Source organism: Rhizobium freirei PRF 81, assembly GCF_000359745.1.
Lineage (GTDB): Bacteria > Pseudomonadota > Alphaproteobacteria > Rhizobiales > Rhizobiaceae > Rhizobium > Rhizobium freirei.
Genome location: NZ_AQHN01000083.1, coordinates 134,196 through 152,819, shown reverse-complemented (window position 1 = coordinate 152,819; position 18,624 = coordinate 134,196). Strand labels below are relative to the sequence as shown.

The 18,624-nt window shown below is 58.0% G+C and carries 16 protein-coding genes and 1 pseudogene; 11 read left to right on the top strand and 6 right to left on the bottom strand.

Annotated elements, in window-relative coordinates; translation table 11 throughout:
* Positions 1-8 precede the first annotated feature (8 nt).
* The 5 genes from RHSP_RS22960 (at position 9) to RHSP_RS22940 (ending at position 5,019) form a co-directional block, all read left to right on the top strand.
* Entirely contained in the window at positions 9-806 is a 798-nt protein-coding gene (locus RHSP_RS22960; protein WP_037153911.1) for an ABC transporter permease, read from the top strand.
* A 16-nt stretch (positions 807-822) separates the two neighbouring features.
* Positions 823-1,668 carry a transporter substrate-binding domain-containing protein gene (locus RHSP_RS22955; protein ID WP_004123897.1) on the top strand — a complete coding sequence of 282 codons (846 nt, stop codon included), beginning with the start codon at positions 823-825 and terminating at the stop codon, positions 1,666-1,668.
* Between the two features lie 105 nt (positions 1,669-1,773).
* On the top strand, positions 1,774-3,009 hold the full coding sequence (locus RHSP_RS22950; protein ID WP_004123887.1) for a CapA family protein: 1,236 nt from the start codon (positions 1,774-1,776) through the stop codon (positions 3,007-3,009).
* 434 nt (positions 3,010-3,443) lie between these two features.
* Positions 3,444-3,779, top strand: a complete 336-nt coding sequence (locus RHSP_RS22945; RefSeq protein WP_004123881.1) for a helix-turn-helix domain-containing protein — start codon at positions 3,444-3,446, stop codon at positions 3,777-3,779.
* Positions 3,772-5,019, top strand: a complete 1,248-nt coding sequence (locus RHSP_RS22940; RefSeq protein ID WP_004123876.1) for a type II toxin-antitoxin system HipA family toxin — start codon at positions 3,772-3,774, stop codon at positions 5,017-5,019. Before RHSP_RS22945 ends, RHSP_RS22940 begins: the two co-directional genes overlap by 8 nt.
* Before the next feature lie 331 nt (positions 5,020-5,350).
* On the opposite strand, the gene RHSP_RS22935 is transcribed toward RHSP_RS22940, so the two are convergent.
* Positions 5,351-5,827, bottom strand: a complete 477-nt coding sequence (locus RHSP_RS22935) for a helix-turn-helix domain-containing protein (RefSeq protein WP_004123874.1) — start codon at positions 5,825-5,827, stop codon at positions 5,351-5,353.
* Between the two features lie 161 nt (positions 5,828-5,988).
* On the opposite strand from RHSP_RS22935, the gene RHSP_RS33960 reads away from it, so the two are divergent.
* Positions 5,989-6,255 (top strand): helix-turn-helix domain-containing protein, encoded by a 267-nt coding sequence (locus RHSP_RS33960; protein ID WP_081615348.1) that lies wholly within the window; start codon positions 5,989-5,991, stop codon positions 6,253-6,255.
* Positions 6,256-6,490: 235 nt separating this feature from the next.
* Positions 6,491-6,730, top strand: a complete 240-nt coding sequence (locus RHSP_RS22930; protein ID WP_004123872.1) for a helix-turn-helix domain-containing protein — start codon at positions 6,491-6,493, stop codon at positions 6,728-6,730.
* Between the two features lie 140 nt (positions 6,731-6,870).
* On the opposite strand, the gene RHSP_RS22925 is transcribed toward RHSP_RS22930, so the two are convergent.
* From RHSP_RS22925 to RHSP_RS22915, 3 genes are all read right to left on the bottom strand, one after another.
* On the bottom strand, positions 6,871-8,280 hold the full coding sequence (locus tag RHSP_RS22925; RefSeq protein WP_004123870.1) for a hypothetical protein: 1,410 nt from the start codon (positions 8,278-8,280) through the stop codon (positions 6,871-6,873).
* Entirely contained in the window at positions 8,277-9,530 is a 1,254-nt protein-coding gene (locus RHSP_RS22920) for an MFS transporter (RefSeq protein WP_004123869.1), read from the bottom strand. Before RHSP_RS22920 ends, RHSP_RS22925 begins: the two co-directional genes overlap by 4 nt.
* Before the next feature lie 113 nt (positions 9,531-9,643).
* The gene (locus RHSP_RS22915) at positions 9,644-10,534 is read right to left on the bottom strand and encodes a helix-turn-helix transcriptional regulator (RefSeq protein ID WP_004123867.1); all 891 of its coding nucleotides are present in this window, start codon (positions 10,532-10,534) and stop codon (positions 9,644-9,646) included.
* 260 nt (positions 10,535-10,794) lie between these two features.
* Here RHSP_RS22915 and RHSP_RS22910 point away from each other — a divergent pair, with 260 nt between their 5' ends.
* Positions 10,795-11,763: a class I SAM-dependent methyltransferase gene (locus RHSP_RS22910; RefSeq protein WP_051074123.1), complete on the top strand. Its 969-nt coding sequence runs from the start codon at positions 10,795-10,797 to the stop codon at positions 11,761-11,763.
* 13 nt (positions 11,764-11,776) lie between these two features.
* On the opposite strand, the gene RHSP_RS22905 is transcribed toward RHSP_RS22910, so the two are convergent.
* On the bottom strand, positions 11,777-15,241 hold the full coding sequence (locus RHSP_RS22905) for a carbohydrate binding domain-containing protein (protein ID WP_004123863.1): 3,465 nt from the start codon (positions 15,239-15,241) through the stop codon (positions 11,777-11,779).
* A gap of 88 nt (positions 15,242-15,329) precedes the next feature.
* Positions 15,330-15,977, bottom strand: a pseudogene (locus RHSP_RS22900) (MobA/MobL family protein); the annotation flags it as partial.
* Positions 15,978-16,197: 220 nt separating this feature from the next.
* Here RHSP_RS22900 and RHSP_RS22895 point away from each other — a divergent pair.
* Genes RHSP_RS22895 through traG form a run of 3 tightly spaced genes read left to right on the top strand, consistent with a single transcriptional unit; the run spans position 16,198 to position 18,624 of the window.
* Positions 16,198-16,485 carry a TraC family protein gene (locus RHSP_RS22895; protein WP_004123856.1) on the top strand — a complete coding sequence of 96 codons (288 nt, stop codon included), beginning with the start codon at positions 16,198-16,200 and terminating at the stop codon, positions 16,483-16,485.
* The gene (locus RHSP_RS22890) at positions 16,475-16,714 is read left to right on the top strand and encodes a conjugal transfer protein TraD (protein ID WP_004123854.1); all 240 of its coding nucleotides are present in this window, start codon (positions 16,475-16,477) and stop codon (positions 16,712-16,714) included. Before RHSP_RS22895 ends, RHSP_RS22890 begins: the two co-directional genes overlap by 11 nt.
* Positions 16,705-18,624 carry a Ti-type conjugative transfer system protein TraG gene (gene traG, locus RHSP_RS22885; RefSeq protein WP_004123851.1) on the top strand — a complete coding sequence of 640 codons (1,920 nt, stop codon included), beginning with the start codon at positions 16,705-16,707 and terminating at the stop codon, positions 18,622-18,624. The genes RHSP_RS22890 and traG overlap by 10 nt, the downstream gene beginning before the upstream one ends.

The window sequence follows — 18,624 nt, the reverse complement described above, 5'->3', positions numbered from 1 at the left end:
GCTTGAGCATGGACATCAATCTGATCGCCGAAAGTATTTCCGTGCTTGCGCGCGGTGTTTTCCTGACCCTTGCCCTGACACTCTTGTCGCTTGTGATCGCATTCACTCTGGCAGTGCCGCTCAGCCTTCTAAGGGCATCGCCGAACAGCGCCCTCTCGGGTTCGGTGCTGGCATATACCTATGTGTTCCGTGGCACACCGTTGATGGTACAACTCTTCCTGGTCTACTACGGTCTCAGCCAGTTGGCGGTCGTCCGGCAAAGCATCTTCTGGCCTCTGCTTCGCGATCCGTTCTGGTGCGCCCTCGCCGCCTTCTCGTTGAACAGCACCGCCTACACGACGGAAGTCTTCAGGGCCGGCATATTGGCGGTGCCACGCGGCATCGTCGAAGCCGCCCAGGCCCTCGGCCTGTCGAGACTGATGCAGATAAGGCTGATCATATTCCCGCTGGCATTCAGGACGGTCCTTCCCTCCTATGCGAACGAAGTAATCGGCTTGATCAAGGCGAGCTCGCTCGCAAGCACCGTCACACTCCTGGAAATCACGGGACTGGCCCGCCGGATGGTCTCGGAGACATTCGCTCCCTACGAGGTCTTCCTGGCGGCAGGTCTTCTCTATTTGCTTCTGAACTTCATCGTCTCGGCATTCTTCCGAATGCTGGAGAAGCATCTCGCCCGTCCACCCACCAGCAATTCGAGGAACATCATCGCCGGCCCAATGGCTTCGAGGCTTTTGCGCCTGAGAAAGGCGATGAGCAGGCGAGCCCACACGAAACAGGGCAATCAACCATCCACCGATGCACCATAAAAAAGGGAAACAGCAAATGCTCAAATCGATTCTCGTAGCATCGCTCATCGCTCTCATGAGCCAGACCGCCCTCCATGCCATGGATCGCAAAGTGCTTACGGTTGCGACCGAGGGCGCCTCTCCGCCCTGGGACATGATCGATACGGAAGGAAAGCTGGTCGGCTTCGACATCGACGTCGGCAACGAATTGTGCCGGCGCATTGCGGTCGAATGTAAGTTCGTCGCGCAAGATTGGGATGGGATGATCCCGGCGTTGACCGTCGGCAAGTTCGACGCGATCATGTCGGGTATGGCGATCACGGAAAAGCGCAAGAGGTCAATCGCGTTTTCGCAACCCTATGCCGGCGGCTTCAATCAGCTGGTCATGCGCAAGGACCTTCAGCTCCCCGCAGCCGATACCAAGGTCAAGATCAACCTGACAAGCATCGGCGCCCCACAACAGGCGATCCTCGAAAAACTCCAATCCGCCCTTTCCGGCAAGACACTCGGCGTGCTTAGATCGTCGAATTCGGAAGCGGTCCTCAACGAGCTCTTCGGCAAAGTGGCGACAATCCGAAGCTATGACACGCAGGACAATCTCCATCTGGATCTCGCCGCCGGCCGTATCGATGGCGGCCTTGCCGATTATTTCACATGGAAGACGTTTCTCGACGGTAAGGATGGCGAGACGGCTGCCTTTTATGGTCCGGAACTGTCGGGCGGGTTATGGGGTCCAGGCGTCGGGGTTGGCATCCGCAAAGAAAATACCGATCTCGTCGCAGCCTTCGACAAAGCCATCGATGACTGCATCAGAGACGGAACACTGAAGGCACTTAGCCTGAAATGGTTCGGGATCGATATTTCCCCATCCGTGACACCGTGAACCGGCGCAGCTGATTGAAACGAGAAGTCCTGCCAGCGGCCAACCGCTGGAACAGGACATCTGAGTTCCCGGTTGAAATCCTAATTGAACATCGCAGGTAAACCGATGCCCTCCCCTTTTACCGTGGCCATGACCGGCCAGTCGCTCATCCATCGTGACATCAGAACCTGCCGTGATCCCGGCTTTCTACAAATCGTGGAAATCTTGAAAAAGGCCGATGTCGCCTTCACCAACTTCGAAGGGACCATTCTGGGGCGCCATGGCGGATCACCCATGAAAGGGTCTTATTTCGGATATTCCGATCCCTTTGTCCTGGATGCCTTGAAACAAATAGGCTTCAACGCCCTGGCGCTCGCCAACAATCATGCTTTCGATCTTGGTCCACCGGGCATCCTGTCTACGATCGAGGAGGTTCGTGCTCGCGGTTTCCTCCACGCCGGTATCGGTCTTGACCGCGATCATGCCGCGGCGCCGGGCGCGGCCGCCTTCGGCCGCCGTCTTGTAGCCTTGGTGGGAATGGATGCCGGGCCTGGTCCTCGAAACATGTATGCGGAGAATGCACGCTACCGCCGGCCGGCCAAACCCGGTGTGAATCAATTGGATGTGACCAGGATTTTCGAGGCGGATGACGCCGTATTCAACATGCTGGAGACAATTCAGGCGACGTTTCAGAGTTCCACGCTGGAGCGGGCCAACTATGCCCAACCCGACGATCCTCCGATGCTCGACGATGACAGGGAAATCGATTTCTACGGCACCATATTCCGTCGGTCCAACGGCAATCGGCGTGTAATCACCATTGATCCCGATAGTGCTTCCAATCAGCTGACGGCAATTGCGAAGGCCAGATCGCGCGGCCAATTCGTCATCGCTTATCTGCACCATCATCACTGGGAGCCGAATTGGCGCGACGTGCCGGACTGGGTCAGGGCTTTCGCTCACGCTTGCATCGACGCCGGTGCCGATGCCTTCGTCAGCCACGGGACACCGGTTCTGCAGCCGATCGAGATCTACAAACGCGCGCCCATCTTCTTCGGCCTTGGAAATTTCTTCTTCCACACGGAAAAGGGCGAAACGGAATGGAGTTCGCCCGATGTCTGGAAGAGCGTGGTCGCCACCTGTATCTTCGGCCCGACAGGATCGTTGCAGATCGACCTTCTACCCATCGCACTCGGTGGAGAGGAACAGCTCGAAGAGCTGGACTTCCATGAGCGGCATGCACCGATGGTGGCGTGCGGCAAGACAGGAGAGCAGATCATCGACGATCTCGCCGAACGCTCGGCTGCATTTGGCACCCTCATCAAGCGCGATGGTCCGTTGGGCAGAATTTGCGTTGGCTGAGAGCAGGTATAGAGCACGGGCTTCGACTGCTTTAGAGATGCCGCACCTAAAGGGAAAAAACACGAAATATTTGTGCGCGGTTTCGGTATCTATCGAAGTCGATCGCCTATCGAAACGGGTTTTCGGCTGCCTAATGTCGCTCTGCGGCCCGCCGAAAAATACCGTCATCTCTCTATAGCGGATTTCACGCGCCCGATTGAGAATTCCTGCCCATGGATCGTGGTCGCCTCAGGTGCTGCTAGCGCACTCCAGCACGATGCCGTGCTGGAGAGGTGGACTCGGGCGCGTCGACAGCCCCTACGCTTTGCCGCTAGCTTTCTGGCGGAACCATTAGTCCCGCAGCTAGTAAACATCGGGACCGACTTTAGTCTGGGCTGGATAGATTGTAATCTTGGTGCTACATATTCGTCTAATCTGTAGTGCGAAGGTAGCAAATGCCTACTCCCCATACCCCACCGGCAGCCGTACGCCGCGCCTTGCGGAAGCTCGGCGCGGACATCCACGACGCCCGCCGCCGTCGCAAGCTGCCTATGGCGGTCGTGGCGGAGCGTGCTTTCACATCCCGCTCTACCCTGCAACGGGTCGAAGCCGGCGACACCAATGTCAGTATCGGCATCTATGCAAGTGTGCTTCAGGCTCTCGGTCTGCTCGAAGGTCTGAGCCAATTGGCCGACATCAGTAACGACAGCGTCGGACAGGCGCTGGCCAATGCCGATCTGCCCAAGCACGTTCATCTTAAACGACCAGCCGGATCGTCCCGCGATGGCTGACTTCGAGGTGCATATTGATCTGTACGGCCGCACGCGCCCAATCGGATTGGCTAGAAGCAATCGCGTCCGCGGCGCGGAAACAATTCTCTTCGAGTACGACAGTGCATGGCTTGAGGATCCGCATCGCTTCTCGCTCGAACCAGCACTTGCTTTGACGCGTGGCGCCTTCGCTCCTCCTGCCGGACTGACCACCTTCGGTTCGATCGGGGACTCCGCGCCAGATACCTGGGGCCGCCGCCTCATGCAGCGCGCCGAGCGTCGTCTTGCCGAACGCGAGAACCGCACCGTTCGTACGCTCGCAGAAAGTGACTACCTGCTCGGGGTGGCAGATGAAACGCGGCTCGGCGCGCTACGGTTCCGCTTGGTCGGCGATGAGACCTTCCAGGCGCCGATAAGGGCCGGCGTGCCAGCCTTGATTGAGCTTGGTCGTCTGCTTCAGATCACCGAGCGGATTCTCCGGGACGAGGAAACGGACGAAGACCTTCAACTCATCTTTGCGCCCGGCTCCTCCCTCGGCGGTGCGCGGCCGAAGGCGTCGGTCATCGACCAACATGGCCATCTCGCCATCGCGAAGTTTCCGAAGGAGACCGACGACTATAGCATGGAAACCTGGGAGGAGATTGCGCTGAGGCTGGCGGGCCAAGCCGGCATCGCCACCCCGCAACACGAACTTGTCGAAGTCGCCGGCAAGTCGTTGATGCTCTCGCGACGCTTCGATCGCGATGGCGCGATCCGCATCCCGTTCTTGTCCGCAATGGCGATGCTGGGCGCGAAGGATGGTGACGGTGGCAGCTACCCCGAGATTGTCGACGCCTTGGCGCAGTATGGCGCGCGCGGAAAGACGGACGCCCACGCGCTCTATAGGCGCGTTGTCTTCAACGTGCTGATCTCCAACATCGACGATCATCTGCGCAACCACGGCTTCCTCTGGCTCGGCAAGGCTGGATGGTCCCTCTCGCCTGCTTACGACCTCAATCCAGTGCCGACAGATCTCAAGGCACGTGTGCTGACGACGAACATCGACCTCGACGAGGGTACCTGCTCGCTCGATCTGCTCGAGCAGGCGTCGGAGTATTTCGCGCTGACACTGACTCAGGCCCGCGCGGTCATCAAAGAAGTTGCGACGGTGACCGCGACTTGGCGCGAAACCGCAAAAGCAGTTGGCGCCCGGTCAGCCGAAATAACCCGCATGGCCAGCGCTTTCGAGCACAACGACCTCACACGGGCGCTGGCGCTATGACGAGGACTTTCCTGCACAGCTTGGGCCAGTGATAAAGAGCCTCATCACCGCTGCCACCGTCGATCTAGACGTTTCAGACATTGAGGATGCTGGCATTCGGGAAGCGCTGTAGACTTCGGGCGCAACCAACGGTGCGTAGTCGACCTTCACCCAATCTCGGCAGCCGAACGATTGATCTCGATCGGCAGCGGCCAGCACTTGACCGAACCTGGGCTCAAGCCGGACGGATCAATGTCACTGCACAAGGTCGCGAGGTCACGGTTACCCCTGGATAGGCCCGAACCATTCCTTCTCAATCACCTTTCAGAAGCAGCTTCCTTGATGAGCCGCTTCAATCACTCTCGCCGTTGTCTTCATCTCCAGCGATCGCCTTGATCACCGCCAACGTCCGGGTTCTGAGCTTTGGCGGCAGCCGGAGGATTTCCTCGACAAATCGGCGTCCTTCCGCGGTGGCAAGATAAGCGATCCGCTCATCTGCCTCGGGAGCGATAGCCGCCCCCTCCCCTGAACCCGGCTGTGGCAACCCGTCGAAAAAGCAGCGCACCGGCACATTCAGTCCGCCAGCGATATCGTAGAGCATCGACGCGCTGATGCGGTTTTTGCCACTCTCATATTTCTGGACCTGCTGGTAGCTCAGGCCAACTTTCTGACCGAGTTCGGTCTGAGACAGGTTGGAATGAACCCGCCTGATGCGAAGCTGCTGCCCCACATGAACATCGACCGGGTGCGACGCTTGGTTGCTCTCCTCTTCGGCTCGAAAGCCGTTGCGCCGAGAGTTGCCCGCAAACTTTGCTACCCGATCGTGCATTGCTGTCAATCTCCGCGTCAGAGCGCCTCATACCTTGGAAGACCGATCACGGTGCCGATCTCGGCTACAACCATTCTTAGATAGTTCTCGCGCTCAGTTGAGATTAATAAGGGACTATCAGTCCGTCGATTGTCAAGCCTCTAATATGCATCTGTTGCACGATGGACGCGCGACGGACCATCGGCTGGAATCTTAGGCGACTTCGGGTGGATAGAGGCCTCTCGCAAGAGCGTTTGGCATTAGAAGCAGAAATCGACCGTTCATACGTTGGTCGAGTCGAGAGAGGCAGAGAAAACGTCACTGTTGCGACGTTGGAAGCCCTCGCAAGAGTCATGTCAGTAAATGTTTCTGAGCTTTTTGCGGAGGTTGATCCCAAAGGCGCGCGACCGCCGTCTCTTCGTTCCGGGCGAAAGCGAAAGGTCACCTGATCCCTTCGAGATTGCAGTCTTGCTAGGTATAGCGGCACGTTCTCGCCTACGGTTTTTACTCGATCATGCATCGCACCTGATTCCTTGATCTATGCGGGCAGCGACGCAGGCATCATCCAGCAGCAAAGCTGGCCGCGCCTAATGCCACAGAGCCGACCCAAAATATCTGAATTTAAGATAACTGAAAATCAGATATAATGAAAGAGCCCATCTCAATCGCTGGTGGGTGGAACACGTGGCGAAGACACTCGGCACGGAACGGCATAAAGCGCTGATTGCGCTCATAATTGAAAAGCGTGAAGCTGCCGGCCTGACGCAGCTCGAGCTTGCCAGAAAACTTGGAGAATATCAGTCCTTCGTCGCTCGGCTGGAGAGCGGTCAACGCAGAGTTGACGTCATAGAATTTTTGGAACTGTCGGAGATTCTAGATTTCGATCCCTACAAAGGCCTGCGGACCATATCGCGTATTGAATAGCGCCTTCTCGAGACTGCATTTGACCTCGTTGCACGCGCATCACGCGCTAGCCGCATAGGCTTATATTCGAAGGTATTGGCCTTTGGATGCTTATGATAGATGCGCAGAAAGCCGAAGCTAACGATTGATCATGAAGTGCACTACGAAAACGCCCACTCGGGATCATTCACGGCCACTGCCCCTTCATTATGACGAGCCTTGAGCGAGGCCCATAAGGAATCGCCAGCAAAACTTTCGAGAGTACCGCAGGCTCCCTCAAGTGACAGCCTACCGTATTTCCTCAGCGCCGCCCGGATATTGCCCGATCCCAGCATATCGAGTTCCGAGAAGGGCTCGGCATTCTCCAAAAGTACGCGATGTCCCCAGATACCCGGATTTCGGTCAGCAGCAATCGTCTCGGATAGCTCCCGATCTTCGTTCATATCGAGTCCGCGACAAAAGACATAGCGCATGAGAGGGTAGTACACGATGTGCCGGCTGCCGCCGAGGACACGTACGCCGGGCAATATCGCCGTTACAATAAGCATCAAAAGAAGGTTCGGGATGATCTTGCGCGCCTGCAGCGCCTCGATCACAGCATCCGCCACAAACTCGAGCGAAAAATCCTCCGATCCTCTTGCCTCAAGCCGGGAACCCGCCAGCCGCAAGGGAAAAAGGCGGCCGCGATCGCTGCCCCAAAACAAGTCTGTGGTATTCTTGAGCCAACCCTGCCAGTTACCGCCTGCAAGGGCTTCGATGGAGGAGAGCACGCTCTGCAAGAACCCAGTTTTCTCAAACAGATTTCGAGCCAGCCAGGATAATTTATCCTGAAGATGTTCGACCACGAGGTCGGCCACATCTTCATCGTCAATCTGCAGGAAATCGATATCCGGGTCGAAATATCGGCTCCACAATTCTGCATTGGCCTGCTTGATCGCGACCGCGGCGGACGCGAACTCACATTGCGGCAATATGGACCGCAGCCGCGCAACCAGATCTCCATCACGCCCGGCACGATCGACGTTTTTAAGAGCGAAGCGATAGGGACCATTTTGCGCGAGAATGCTGTAGGGGATCATCCGGCTCCGGCTCAGCCCGAACACGTTGATCGCCTCACCACCAAGTTTTAACCAACCGGGACCTTTTCGACCTCTTTCAACGAATTTGACCGTCGACACTGCATAAGAGACATATGCCGAACGACGATGCGCGCTCAGCCCCATCAGACTAAAGAGATGTGTGTAATAGGCATCTGGCTCGACCAGCAGATGCAGATGTGGGCCGGCTTGCATGACGGGGGCATTGGCGATTTCCGCCGCAATGGCATTGGCACGGTGGTCCGCAAACCCCGCAGTTCTGGCTGCCCTGCGAATGCATCGCCGAAAGTGAGACATCGCGTGACGCCGGGCTTCACAACTCCTTGCATGCGGTTCGACATCGAACACCGCCCGAGCATAGTCCGCCAGGTCCTGTTGCCGGAATTCGGCGATCCAAGGAAAAAGCGCACCAATCAAATCCAATACAGCATGTTTTGTGAGCTGGGAAAGCTCCGCATCCATTCGCTCTGTCATGACGGCATACTCCGACGTGATGAGGCTCTATGTTTCGCAAAGCTCAGTGCATAGCCGGCGACAATGCAGGCCATCATTCCACTTCCAAAAATAAGGAACGTAGCCGAGGGATCGAGCGCGTCACCGGAAATTGCGAGCCCTGCATAGACAAGAAGACTCAAACCCATACAGGCGGCGTGTATCCAACCTTTCGCTCGTCCCAGCTTTGCGCTCGATACGAGCCCTTGTATCTCGACATCGATCAGGACCCTCGACAAGTTATAGCCAGCACCGAGGAGCGCCATCAATGCGAAGGCAATGTCGAGATTCCGCGTTGGATAGAAAATTGCCATGGCCGCGCCCGACAAAAGAACGATGATCGGAATCGATCGGCCATCGGCAGCGCGGAACCGCCTGAGCGTCAAGATCAGCATGCTGATGATCGCACCGGCCGACCAGCAGAATTCCAGCATGCCGAAATCCAGGGAAGTCCCCCGGAGTTCCTGCTGCACAAACTTCGATATGACCGCGCTGATCAGCATGCCCATCGCGTAAATCAACACATAACTGACAACAAGACGCGGCGGCAGGCGGTTCGTCCCCTCGCCTTCGGACGTTTCCAAGGAAGCTTGCGCAGGTTTGCGACGATCGGCCGGCGCAATTCGATGGCCGCTAGTGGTTCGGAACATGCAGAGCATCGAAACGGCAAATGTGCCTGACGCAAAGAGGAAGCACGACGTCAGGGGTGAGACGACGAGAAGCCAGCCGGCTGCTATTGCTGCCATCATGTTGCCTGCCTGCATGGCGACATATGCTAGTGAATTGAAGGCCACTAGGCTGTCAGATCGCGTAATCGACGGCACGATTGCCGAGGAGGCCGTAAGATACAGCCGGTCGGCCATAGCGTAGAAAATCACTGAGCCATAAAGGGCGTAGTCGGGCTCGTGCAGGACAAGTGCAGCGGATGTCATCAGCAAGATTGCGATCCTGAGCCCATCGCTCGCCATGCAGAACCCCCGGCGATCAAAGCGATCGACGAGATATCCGGCCGGCGCACTCGCCAGAAATTCCGAGATGCTACCGAGGGCCAGGAACAGGGCAATGGAACCGGCATCGCTACCCGACGCCGCTAGCACCCAAATTGCACCGACATAGTAGGCGTTGCGCCCTGTTGCCGCAAAGAATGCGCTCAGCAAAAAGAAGCGCCGCGCGGGGCGCGATCCGCTGCGGTCTGGGCCGAGGTCCGGTGCAATGTTGGCATCTTGATTCATGTGGGTGCCGCCAAAAATGGAGACGCATCGCGTGCGCGGCGGTGAAGTTAGAGGATGACGCGAAACGCCACTTTCAAAATCCTGCTGTAATCTGTTCAGATCCTTTGGCGGGGTTAAGTCTTCCAGTCAGCCCTATATTGCTTGGGCGTGATGCCGATCACACGACGGAAAGCTGCCGCAAGGTGGCTGGGGCTGGAAAAGCCGCATGCATAGGCGATCTCGGTTATCGTGCGGCTCGAGTACCGGAGCATTTCGCTCGCCCGCTCCAATCGTCTACGAATGATGAAAGCGTGTGGCGGCAAACCCATCGAAAGCCGAAACGCCTTCGACAAATAATGCTCGCTCAAACCCGCCTCCTGGGCAAGTTCGGCCATGCTCAATGAACCGTCCAATGAAGCCTCAATCCTGTCGATCACACGCTTCAGAACCGCAGGCGACAGTCCGCCCTTGACATAGTGGCGCTTCTGACCCGAGCGACGGAACAGGCGCCCGAAAATCGTCCTCGCATGGTCCTCGACCATCATATGACTCAAGGGATCCCGCTGCCCAATCTCAGAGCGAATGCTTCTGGCGGCGTATTGGATCAACGGATCCTCAAAACCGAGCGCCGGCACTAGCCGGTCAAGATCCGTTCCGGGTACATGCTCGAAGTGATCCAGGATAAACTTCTTGCCAATGGTGATGAACAGGTAGGCGGCCGTCGGATCACCATCGTCCCAACCGCTCCAGCTGTGGTCAGCCGGAATAAACGACAGCGATCCTGTCTGCCTTTGCGTAAATGCGACCCTGCGGTCATCCACATAATCTTCGCCCACTTTTGCAACACCCAGCATGTTCAAAAGGACCGCATGGTCGTCCGCGGCAATGCTTGTTTCCTGTCGTCCAACACCGGTTCTGCTCACCAGGTCCGCACGCACGGATCGCCAGCAGCTGTATTCATGGGCAAATGCGGAATGGTCTGCGCGCCTGATCGTACCTGGGTCAAACGCTGCAGGACCAACCATCCAAAGCTCTCCAAATCAACAGACTCACGGACGCCCGCTCACCGGCGGCATCCTCCTCTACGAACTATGGCGGGATTTCCATTTGTCTGCTGCAACGTAAAATTTTATGACAGTTTTTTGAAAGAATAACAGAATTATGACGGTTGAAGGCGAACCGTCCTGCAACTGTGCCCCCGCACATGCTCGTTCTCCTCGATGGAGCAGCAGCTATCAGCTCTCGCAGCAAGAGCATCGATACGTGCCGAACAATGGAGCACGACATGCGGGATTTCTCCTTATTCTTCGAAGAGTGCGAACGCGCGCCGCGTTTAAACGAACTCGCCAGTTTCTTTGCCGCAACGGCTGCCGGCCGGTCGGGAAATCCGATCATTCAGCCGCAGGTGGACCGGAGACTGTTGGGTGATGACACGCTTCTCGACCGCTTCATCCGACTGCACGAACAGCGCCGCGGACCATTCGACCAACATTACCATGCAAGCATTCCCTACCGGTTGGAGGAGGAATGCCGTCTCGGGCACGCGATCCTCCGATATGCTCGGGATATGCCAGGACCGCTCAACCTATATTCGCTCGGCACAGCCGAAGGCACAATGGCGCGGACGATTTCCGAATTGGCTGAGGGCCGTGTCGAAAGCCTGTCATGCAGCCCCAACGTCGAAAATCATCGAAGCTTCATGGCCTACGGCGATCCACCACATGCCACGTTTTTTCACGGCCCGTTCCATCATCTGAGGAGAGATCTGCTGCGTTTACGGCAGGATCTGGCCAAGTTCGCTTCCGGCTTCGACATCATTCTCGAGGATACGACATTCCAGATGTATTCACCGAACCGACCCGATCAGATCGACTTCGTCTCGCAGCATCTGAAGGATGATGGACTCTTCCTCTTCGTCGAAAAGTTCAAAAACGCTGAAATCGATGAATATCAGCGCCGCGAATTGCAGAAAGATCACGGCTTCAAAGCACGCTTCTTCGACCCGGCTGACATCATGGAAAAAAAGGCGGCGGTGTTGACCGTCATGAACAGGAACGAAGTGACGCTTGCGGAGATGTCTGATGCCGTCAAGCGGCGTTTTCGCCACTGTTACGCAACCTGGAACAGCGGGAATTTCTGCACCCTCATCGCGAGCAACAGCCTACCGAACATCGACCGCTTTATGTCGGGCCTGATCAGGCCAGCTACGCCCGTCAGCGCCGTGGATGATGTAATGGATGGTCTTGTCTTCTAACGTGGTCACAAAGCTACCTCTTGAAGGCGGTCGCGACGATGTTGCTTTCCCGCCAGCCGATGTTGTTGTTCGGGCAGTAAATCTGCAGCGTGTAGACGTGATAGCCGGGGCCTGGGGCGTCATAGAGCGCGGGCACGCCGACAAGGCCCGCCGTGTAGGTGTATTGCGTGGTGGTAATGCCGGTACCGTTCGAGCTGCCGCCACCGCTCGTCTGCACGATCGTCTGAACGACACCGAGGTAGTAGGTCTGGCTGAAGATCGCCAAACCGTCTCGGAAGATGTTGCAGCCGATCGGCTGCGCATTCTGGCTGCCGCCATTCAGATTGTATTGGCCGAGCGTCATCGCGTTGATCATCACGCGGCTGTCACCGTCGACGGAGATGCCGACAGCAGCAAGATTGACCGTCGAGCCGGCACCGATCACCTGTTGGTCCGCAACGCGGCCGGCATTCATCGCTGTAACCGCGCCGGAAGCGATCTTGTCATAGGTAACGCCGCCCAGGATCAGCTTGTCGGTGGTGATTGCGCCCGTTGCGATCTGCGCGGCAGTTATTGCATTGGCAGCGATCTTGTTACCGGTGATCGCACCGTCAACGATCAGCTCGCCCGAGGTGGCACGGCGCATGACGGGCTTCGACCAGTAGCAAGAGCCACCAGTGCCGGCTGTCTTATCGACCTGCAATAACATGGCGAGCTTCGCGAAGCCGCTCGGAATCGTAAAGCGACCTTGTAGTCGCACCCAGCTGTTCTTGGCCGTAGTCGATACGACGGGATAATAGCTGATCGCACCAGCGCCGGTGTAAAGGGCAGCATAGATGTTCGCTGTGTTCGCGTCTGTATTATAGACCCAAACGTCGAACGCGTAGGTTTCGCCGGGTGTGACGGCGATGGACTTTGACCAGCAGCAGTCTCGGCCGAGCGATTGCACGACGTAGCCCGCCTGATCACCCGACGAGTTGTCGGGATAGAAATTCTGAAGGTTCTGTATGCCCCAACCGTCAAGGTTGCCGCCCTGCCAGCCGTTGTCGACCATGTTGGAAAAGTCAGTCAGGACGAGCGACTTGGCAGTGATCGCGCCGGCCGCGATTTGGTTGGCACCGATCGTGTTGGCAGCCAGCTTGTCACCAGTGATCGTGCCAGCGGCGATCGAGGCGGCAGTAACGGCGCCGGCAGCGATCGCTGTCGCCGTCACCGCGCCGGCAGCTATCTTGCCAACGGTAACGGCGTTGGCGGCGATCTTGTCGGCCGACACTGCGCCGGTGGCGATGTTGCCGCCATTTATGACGGTCACGCTGCCATCGCTCCAAGGCGACGCCTCGGTTTGATTGGCGTTTGCTTCGCCGAAATACATACGGGTCAGCCAAAGATAGCTGTCGCCCTGGCCCGCCACGGTGCCCTTCATTCGAAAGAAGACCATCGCCTTGGCGGCGTTTGCAGGCATCTGAACCTTGCCCCAAAAGCGGCTGTAGTTCGCCAAGCTCTTCTGAGGATCGAAGTTCTGATAGGCTGGGAAGATGCCCCAATTCGGATACGCGATCAGGTTCCCGGCAGCGTCGAAAACCCCGAGGTAAGGCTGCACGCCGTTGCAACGATGGCCGAAGTAGTAGACAGACAGCTCATACCAGCCATTCGCCTTGACCGCGAATTCACGGCGGTTGCCGTAGGCGTCGGTAGCCATCACACCGTATTCGATCCCTTGGTTGGCATTGGTCTGGCGAATCTCGATCGCGCCGGGGACCGGAGCATAGGTGTCGGTCCTGAGCCCAATGGTGAAGCTGGACGCATCGTTCGAATACTCAGCCGCCCATCCGGTCATCCCTGCCAAAAGGTCGGAATTCGACAGGAAATTGCCACCGGTGCCAACGGCGAGAGCCTGAGTGGAGACCGAGCCAGCCGCAAGCTTGTCGGTCGTGATCGCACCGGCCGCGATCTGAGCTGCCGAGACCGCGCCGGCCGCGATCGTGCCGGCAGTGACGGCATTGGCCGCGATCGTGCCGGCCGTCACGGCGTTGGCGGCTATCGTGCCGGCCGTCACCGCATTGGCAGCAATCTTTCCAGCCGTCACAGCGTTAGCGACAATACCGCCACTCGTGATCAGAACGATGCCGCCATCGCTCCACGGCGTTGCTTCCGTCGCCCCAGCCGGAATGCGGCAAAGCATCGGCTTGTTGATAAAGGCATAGCTATCCGCGCCGCCTGCCTGAGTATCGCGTTTGCGGATGAGGATCGAGGCGGCAACCGCGTTCGCTGGTGCGGCACCTGTCACCCGCAAACGCAGCCACAGGTCCGGATTGTTTGCATCTCCCGCGATAGCGTTATTGGTGTTGCTTCCGGTCGAACTATATCCGACTTCCGTGCCATCAGCGCCGATCCAAGCGATGTACAATTCTACTTGGCAACGGTGAGCGGACACATATGCGGTGGTTTCAAACCACTCCCCTGGCACGCAAGGAACCGCGTACTTCAAGGAACCGGCGAGCGATCCCCCATCGGCGCGCAGCCAGCGAATATCAGCATAGGTGTTCGAACCGGCTGGCCCGCTGTTCTGCCATAGCCGCAGGGTCGGATTGGTCTTTCCCGACCATGACCAGCCGAGCGGAGTAATGGCTAATGAGAGATTCGGAATGGTGCCCCATGGCACATTGGCCCAGCAGTCCGTTCCCATGGTGAAACTGGAATTCTGGAGCAAATTGACGCCTGAGCCGACTGCGAGCTTGTTGGTGCTGACGACGTTCGCTGCAAGTTTGTCCGTCGAAACTGCACCAGCAGCGATCTGGGTTGCCCCGATCGCGCCGGCTGCGATCTGACCGGCTGTGATGCTATTGGCCGCAATCTTGTCGGCGGTAACGACGCCTGCACCAAGCTTCGGGGTCGAGATCGCACCATCCGAAATCTGCGTCCCGACGATCTGACCTGCGATATCGTCAGCCGCCGTCGCGGAAGTCCAAGCGCCATTGTGGTAGCGATAAAGCTTGCCGTCCGTCGTTAGAAAAACCTGCCGGCCTTCTACGTTGCCTGTCGTCGGAAAGGCATCAACGACTTCGACTGGCTTTATGCCGGAGGCAAACTTCGTCGCATCCACGGCACCCTGGGCAAGCTTGCTGATCGTGATGGCCGCATCGGCAATCTGCGCGCTGTTCAAGGTGCCGTTGACATCGCCGGCATCGACTGCGGCTGTCCACGCACCCTTGGTATAGCGATAAAGCTTGCCAGCGCCTTTGTGATAGACAATACGTCCCTCGACATTGCCCGTTTGCGGGAAGGTGGTAACGATTTCCACCGGTCGAATGCCGGAAGCGAACTTCGTCGCATCTACCGCGCCCTGGGCCATCGCCCGCGCCGAAACCGCGCCATCGGCGAGCTTCTCGTCAATCACCGCGCCGCTCGCCAGTACATCGGCCGTGACGGCGGCGACCTGAAGCTTTGCGGTCGAGACGGCCTGATCGGCAAGTTTGAGGCTGGTAATCGCCGCGTCCATGATCTTAGCGGCCGCTACGGCAGCGTCAGCGATCTTGGAAGCGACAATGGCACCGTCGAGTATATCGGACGCCTGGATGAGGACGTTAACCTGCCAGGGCCAGATGGCGATTGGTGGTTTCCGCCCAGGCGATCTTCCACGCTTTCATCGTCTCCTTGTCGCCAGCCCACAGCTTGTAGACGATCTTGCCATTCGGGCGATCCGGCGTGACGACACGCAATGGTTCGCCGCCCTCGCGCATTGCTGCCACCTTTTTCGGCCCGAACCCCTCCTCTGTCAGCGGCCTCAGCGTCGTCATCAGATGGATGTGAGGATTTCCGTCCTTGTCATGGAACACCCAATCGGCAACCATGCCCTTGGATGTCAGATTGTCCCGAACAAACTCGCGGACAAGAGCGATGTTTTCCGCACGTGTCAGCTCTTCCGGCAGGGCAATGATCAGCTCCCGGGCGAGCTGCGCGTCGGACCGCTTCTCGAAAGCATCGACCGCATTCCACAGCGCCTCACTGGAACCGGCGACGGATTTTCCGTCGATCGCGCTCGTCAACCAGACCGGAATATCCCCCGGCAACGCCAGTTCCTCATGCACGAGCTCGGATGACCCGCCCCTGTAGCTGAACGAAGTGCCGGCCTGTTCGTCCATCATCCGGGCGCGATGGCGATAGGCGGCGGCCGAGACGATGCTGCGCCCCGCTCCCCTGCTGATCACCTGCGCTCTGACGAACATGATCGCCACTGCTGCTCTCCAAGCCTTCCAAGCACGTCGCGTCAGCGACGTATATTGCGCCCTCAAACCGATTGGACCGAAGGGCCGATGTCGCTTTTCCGGAAGACGGCCATCGGCCGGATTTCCGGCTACGATGTTTTGAGTCAATGCAAATAGCCTATTTAACTATCTTATTCTAGTTAGTATAATATCCGTGTTGAGGTTATTTTTGTGAAGGGAAAAAGCACATATGGCCGTAAAATCATCGATCTCCGATCTCGATACCCAGATTGAGAAACTCCGAGAACGCAGGCGTTTTCTGATAGTTAAATCCGCCGAGCGCTTTGCCAGGGCCGCGACAAAGTCGGGGCTGGCAGAGATGGAGATCGCAGACGAAGAGGTGGATCGGATCTTCGAAGAGATCGCCGCGCGATTTCGCAGCCAAGAGAAGAAAGGGGCTGGTAGCGCACCTGCTCCGGCGCGTCGATCGTCAGATAGTGGGGCTGGAACGCCGGAGGCGCTTTCAAATGACGGCTAAACGGAAACAGGAAGCCCGCGAAAAATTCCTGCTCGGCGGCATCGTCGTGAAAGCAGGTCTGTCACAGGCCGACCGGGCGTTCCTGCTCGGCGGACTGCTCGAGTTGGCGCGGGTCGCAGCAGGCTCGCCGGAGCATCGGCGGCTGCGCGATATCGGCAAGGAGGCGTTCAAGGCGCGTTCGCTGAATGATGAGGTCGCACATGCCGAGGAGATGCAGGAATGGCACTGAAGGGAAAATTGCATCCGAGCCTGCTGCTTGTTCTTGTGCCGATCGTGGTGACGGCGATCACCGTCTACATCGTCGGCTGGCGATGGTCGGAGCTGGCCACCAGCATGTCGGGCAAAACCGAATATCGGTTTCTGCGTGCCGCGCCCTTGCCGACGCTTTTGTTTGGGCCACTTGCCGGGTTGTTGGCGGTCTGGGCCATGCCACTGCATCGCCGGAGGCCAATCGCCATGGCAAGCCTGTTGTGCTTCATGGCTGTTGTCGGCTTCTATGGTCTCCGCGAATATGGACGGCTTGCTCCGTCCGTCGAGCGCAGCATCGTCACCTGGGACTATGCCCTCTCCTATCTCGATATGGTTGTCGTGATCGGGGCTTTATGTGGCTTCATGGCTGTCGCCGTATCAGCCCGTATCTCCACCGTCGTTCCTGAGCAGGTCAAGCGGGCGCGTCGAGCGACCCTCGGCGACGCGGACTGGCTTTCGATGTCGGCGGCGAGAAAACTCTTTCCAGCCGATGGCGAGATCGTTGTCGGCGAGCGTTATCGCGTCGACAAGGAAATCGTTCATGAACTACCCTTCGATCCGAACGATCCGTCGACCTGGGGACAGGGTGGCAAGGCGCCTTTGCTTACCTACAGGCAGGATTTCGATTCCACCCATATGCTCTTCTTCGCCGGATCGGGCGGATATAAGACCACCAGCAATGTCGTGCCGACGGCCTTGCGCTACACCGGACCGCTGATCTGCCTCGATCCGTCGACCGAGGTCGCGCCGATGGTGATCGAATATCGGACCCGCGTTCTGAAGCGCGAGGTCATGGTGCTCGATCCGACAAACCCGATCATGGGCTTCAATGTGCTCGACGGGATCGAGACCTCGAAACACAAGGAGGAAGACATCGTCGGCGTCGCGCATATGCTGCTGTCCGAGAGCGTGCGCTTCGAAAGCTCGACCGGCTCGTACTTCCAGAGCCAGGCGCACAATCTTCTGACAGGGCTGCTCGCCCATGTCATGCTGTCGCCGGAATATGCCGGAAGACGAAACCTGCGCAGCCTGCGCCAGATCGTATCCGAGCCCGAGCCGTCTGTACTGGCGATGCTGCGTGACATTCAGGAGAACTCGGCGTCGGCGTTTATCCGCGAAACATTGGGCGTATTCACCAACATGACCGAGCAGACGTTCTCCGGCGTCTATTCGACGGCGTCGAAGGATACGCAATGGCTTTCGCTTGACAGCTACGCGGCTTTGGTCTGCGGCAATGCCTTCAACTCCAGCGATATCGTAGCTGGCCGAAAGGACGTGTTTCTGAATATCCCGGCGTCGATCCTTCGCTCCTATCCGGGCATCGGCCGGGTCATCATCGGCGCATTGATCAACACCATGATCCAAGCCGACGGCGCATTCAGGCGCCGGGCGCTGTTCATGCTCGATGAGGTCGACCTGCTCGGTTACATGCGCGTTCTCGAAGAGGCGCGCGATCGCGGCCGCAAATACGGGATCTCGATGATGCTGATGTACCAGTCGTTCGGTCAGCTTGAGCGGCATTTTGGGAAGGATGGTGCAACCTCATGGATCGATGGCTGCGCCTTCGCCTCCTACGCGGCGATCAAGGCGCTCGACACGGCCCGCAACGTCTCGGCGCAATGCGGCGAGATGACCGTGGAGGTGAAGGGAAGCTCTCGCAATATCGGCTGGGATACGAAGAACAGCGCATCGCGCAAATCGGAGAGTGTCAATTTCCAGCGCCGGCCGTTGATCATGCCGCACGAGATCACCCAGTCGATGCGCAAAGACGAGCAGATCATCATCGTGCAGGGACATAGCCCGATCCGCTGCGGGCGGGCGATCTACTTTCGGCGAAGGGACATGAATGCGGCAGCGAAGACCAACCGCTTCGTCAAGCCCGACCCGTAA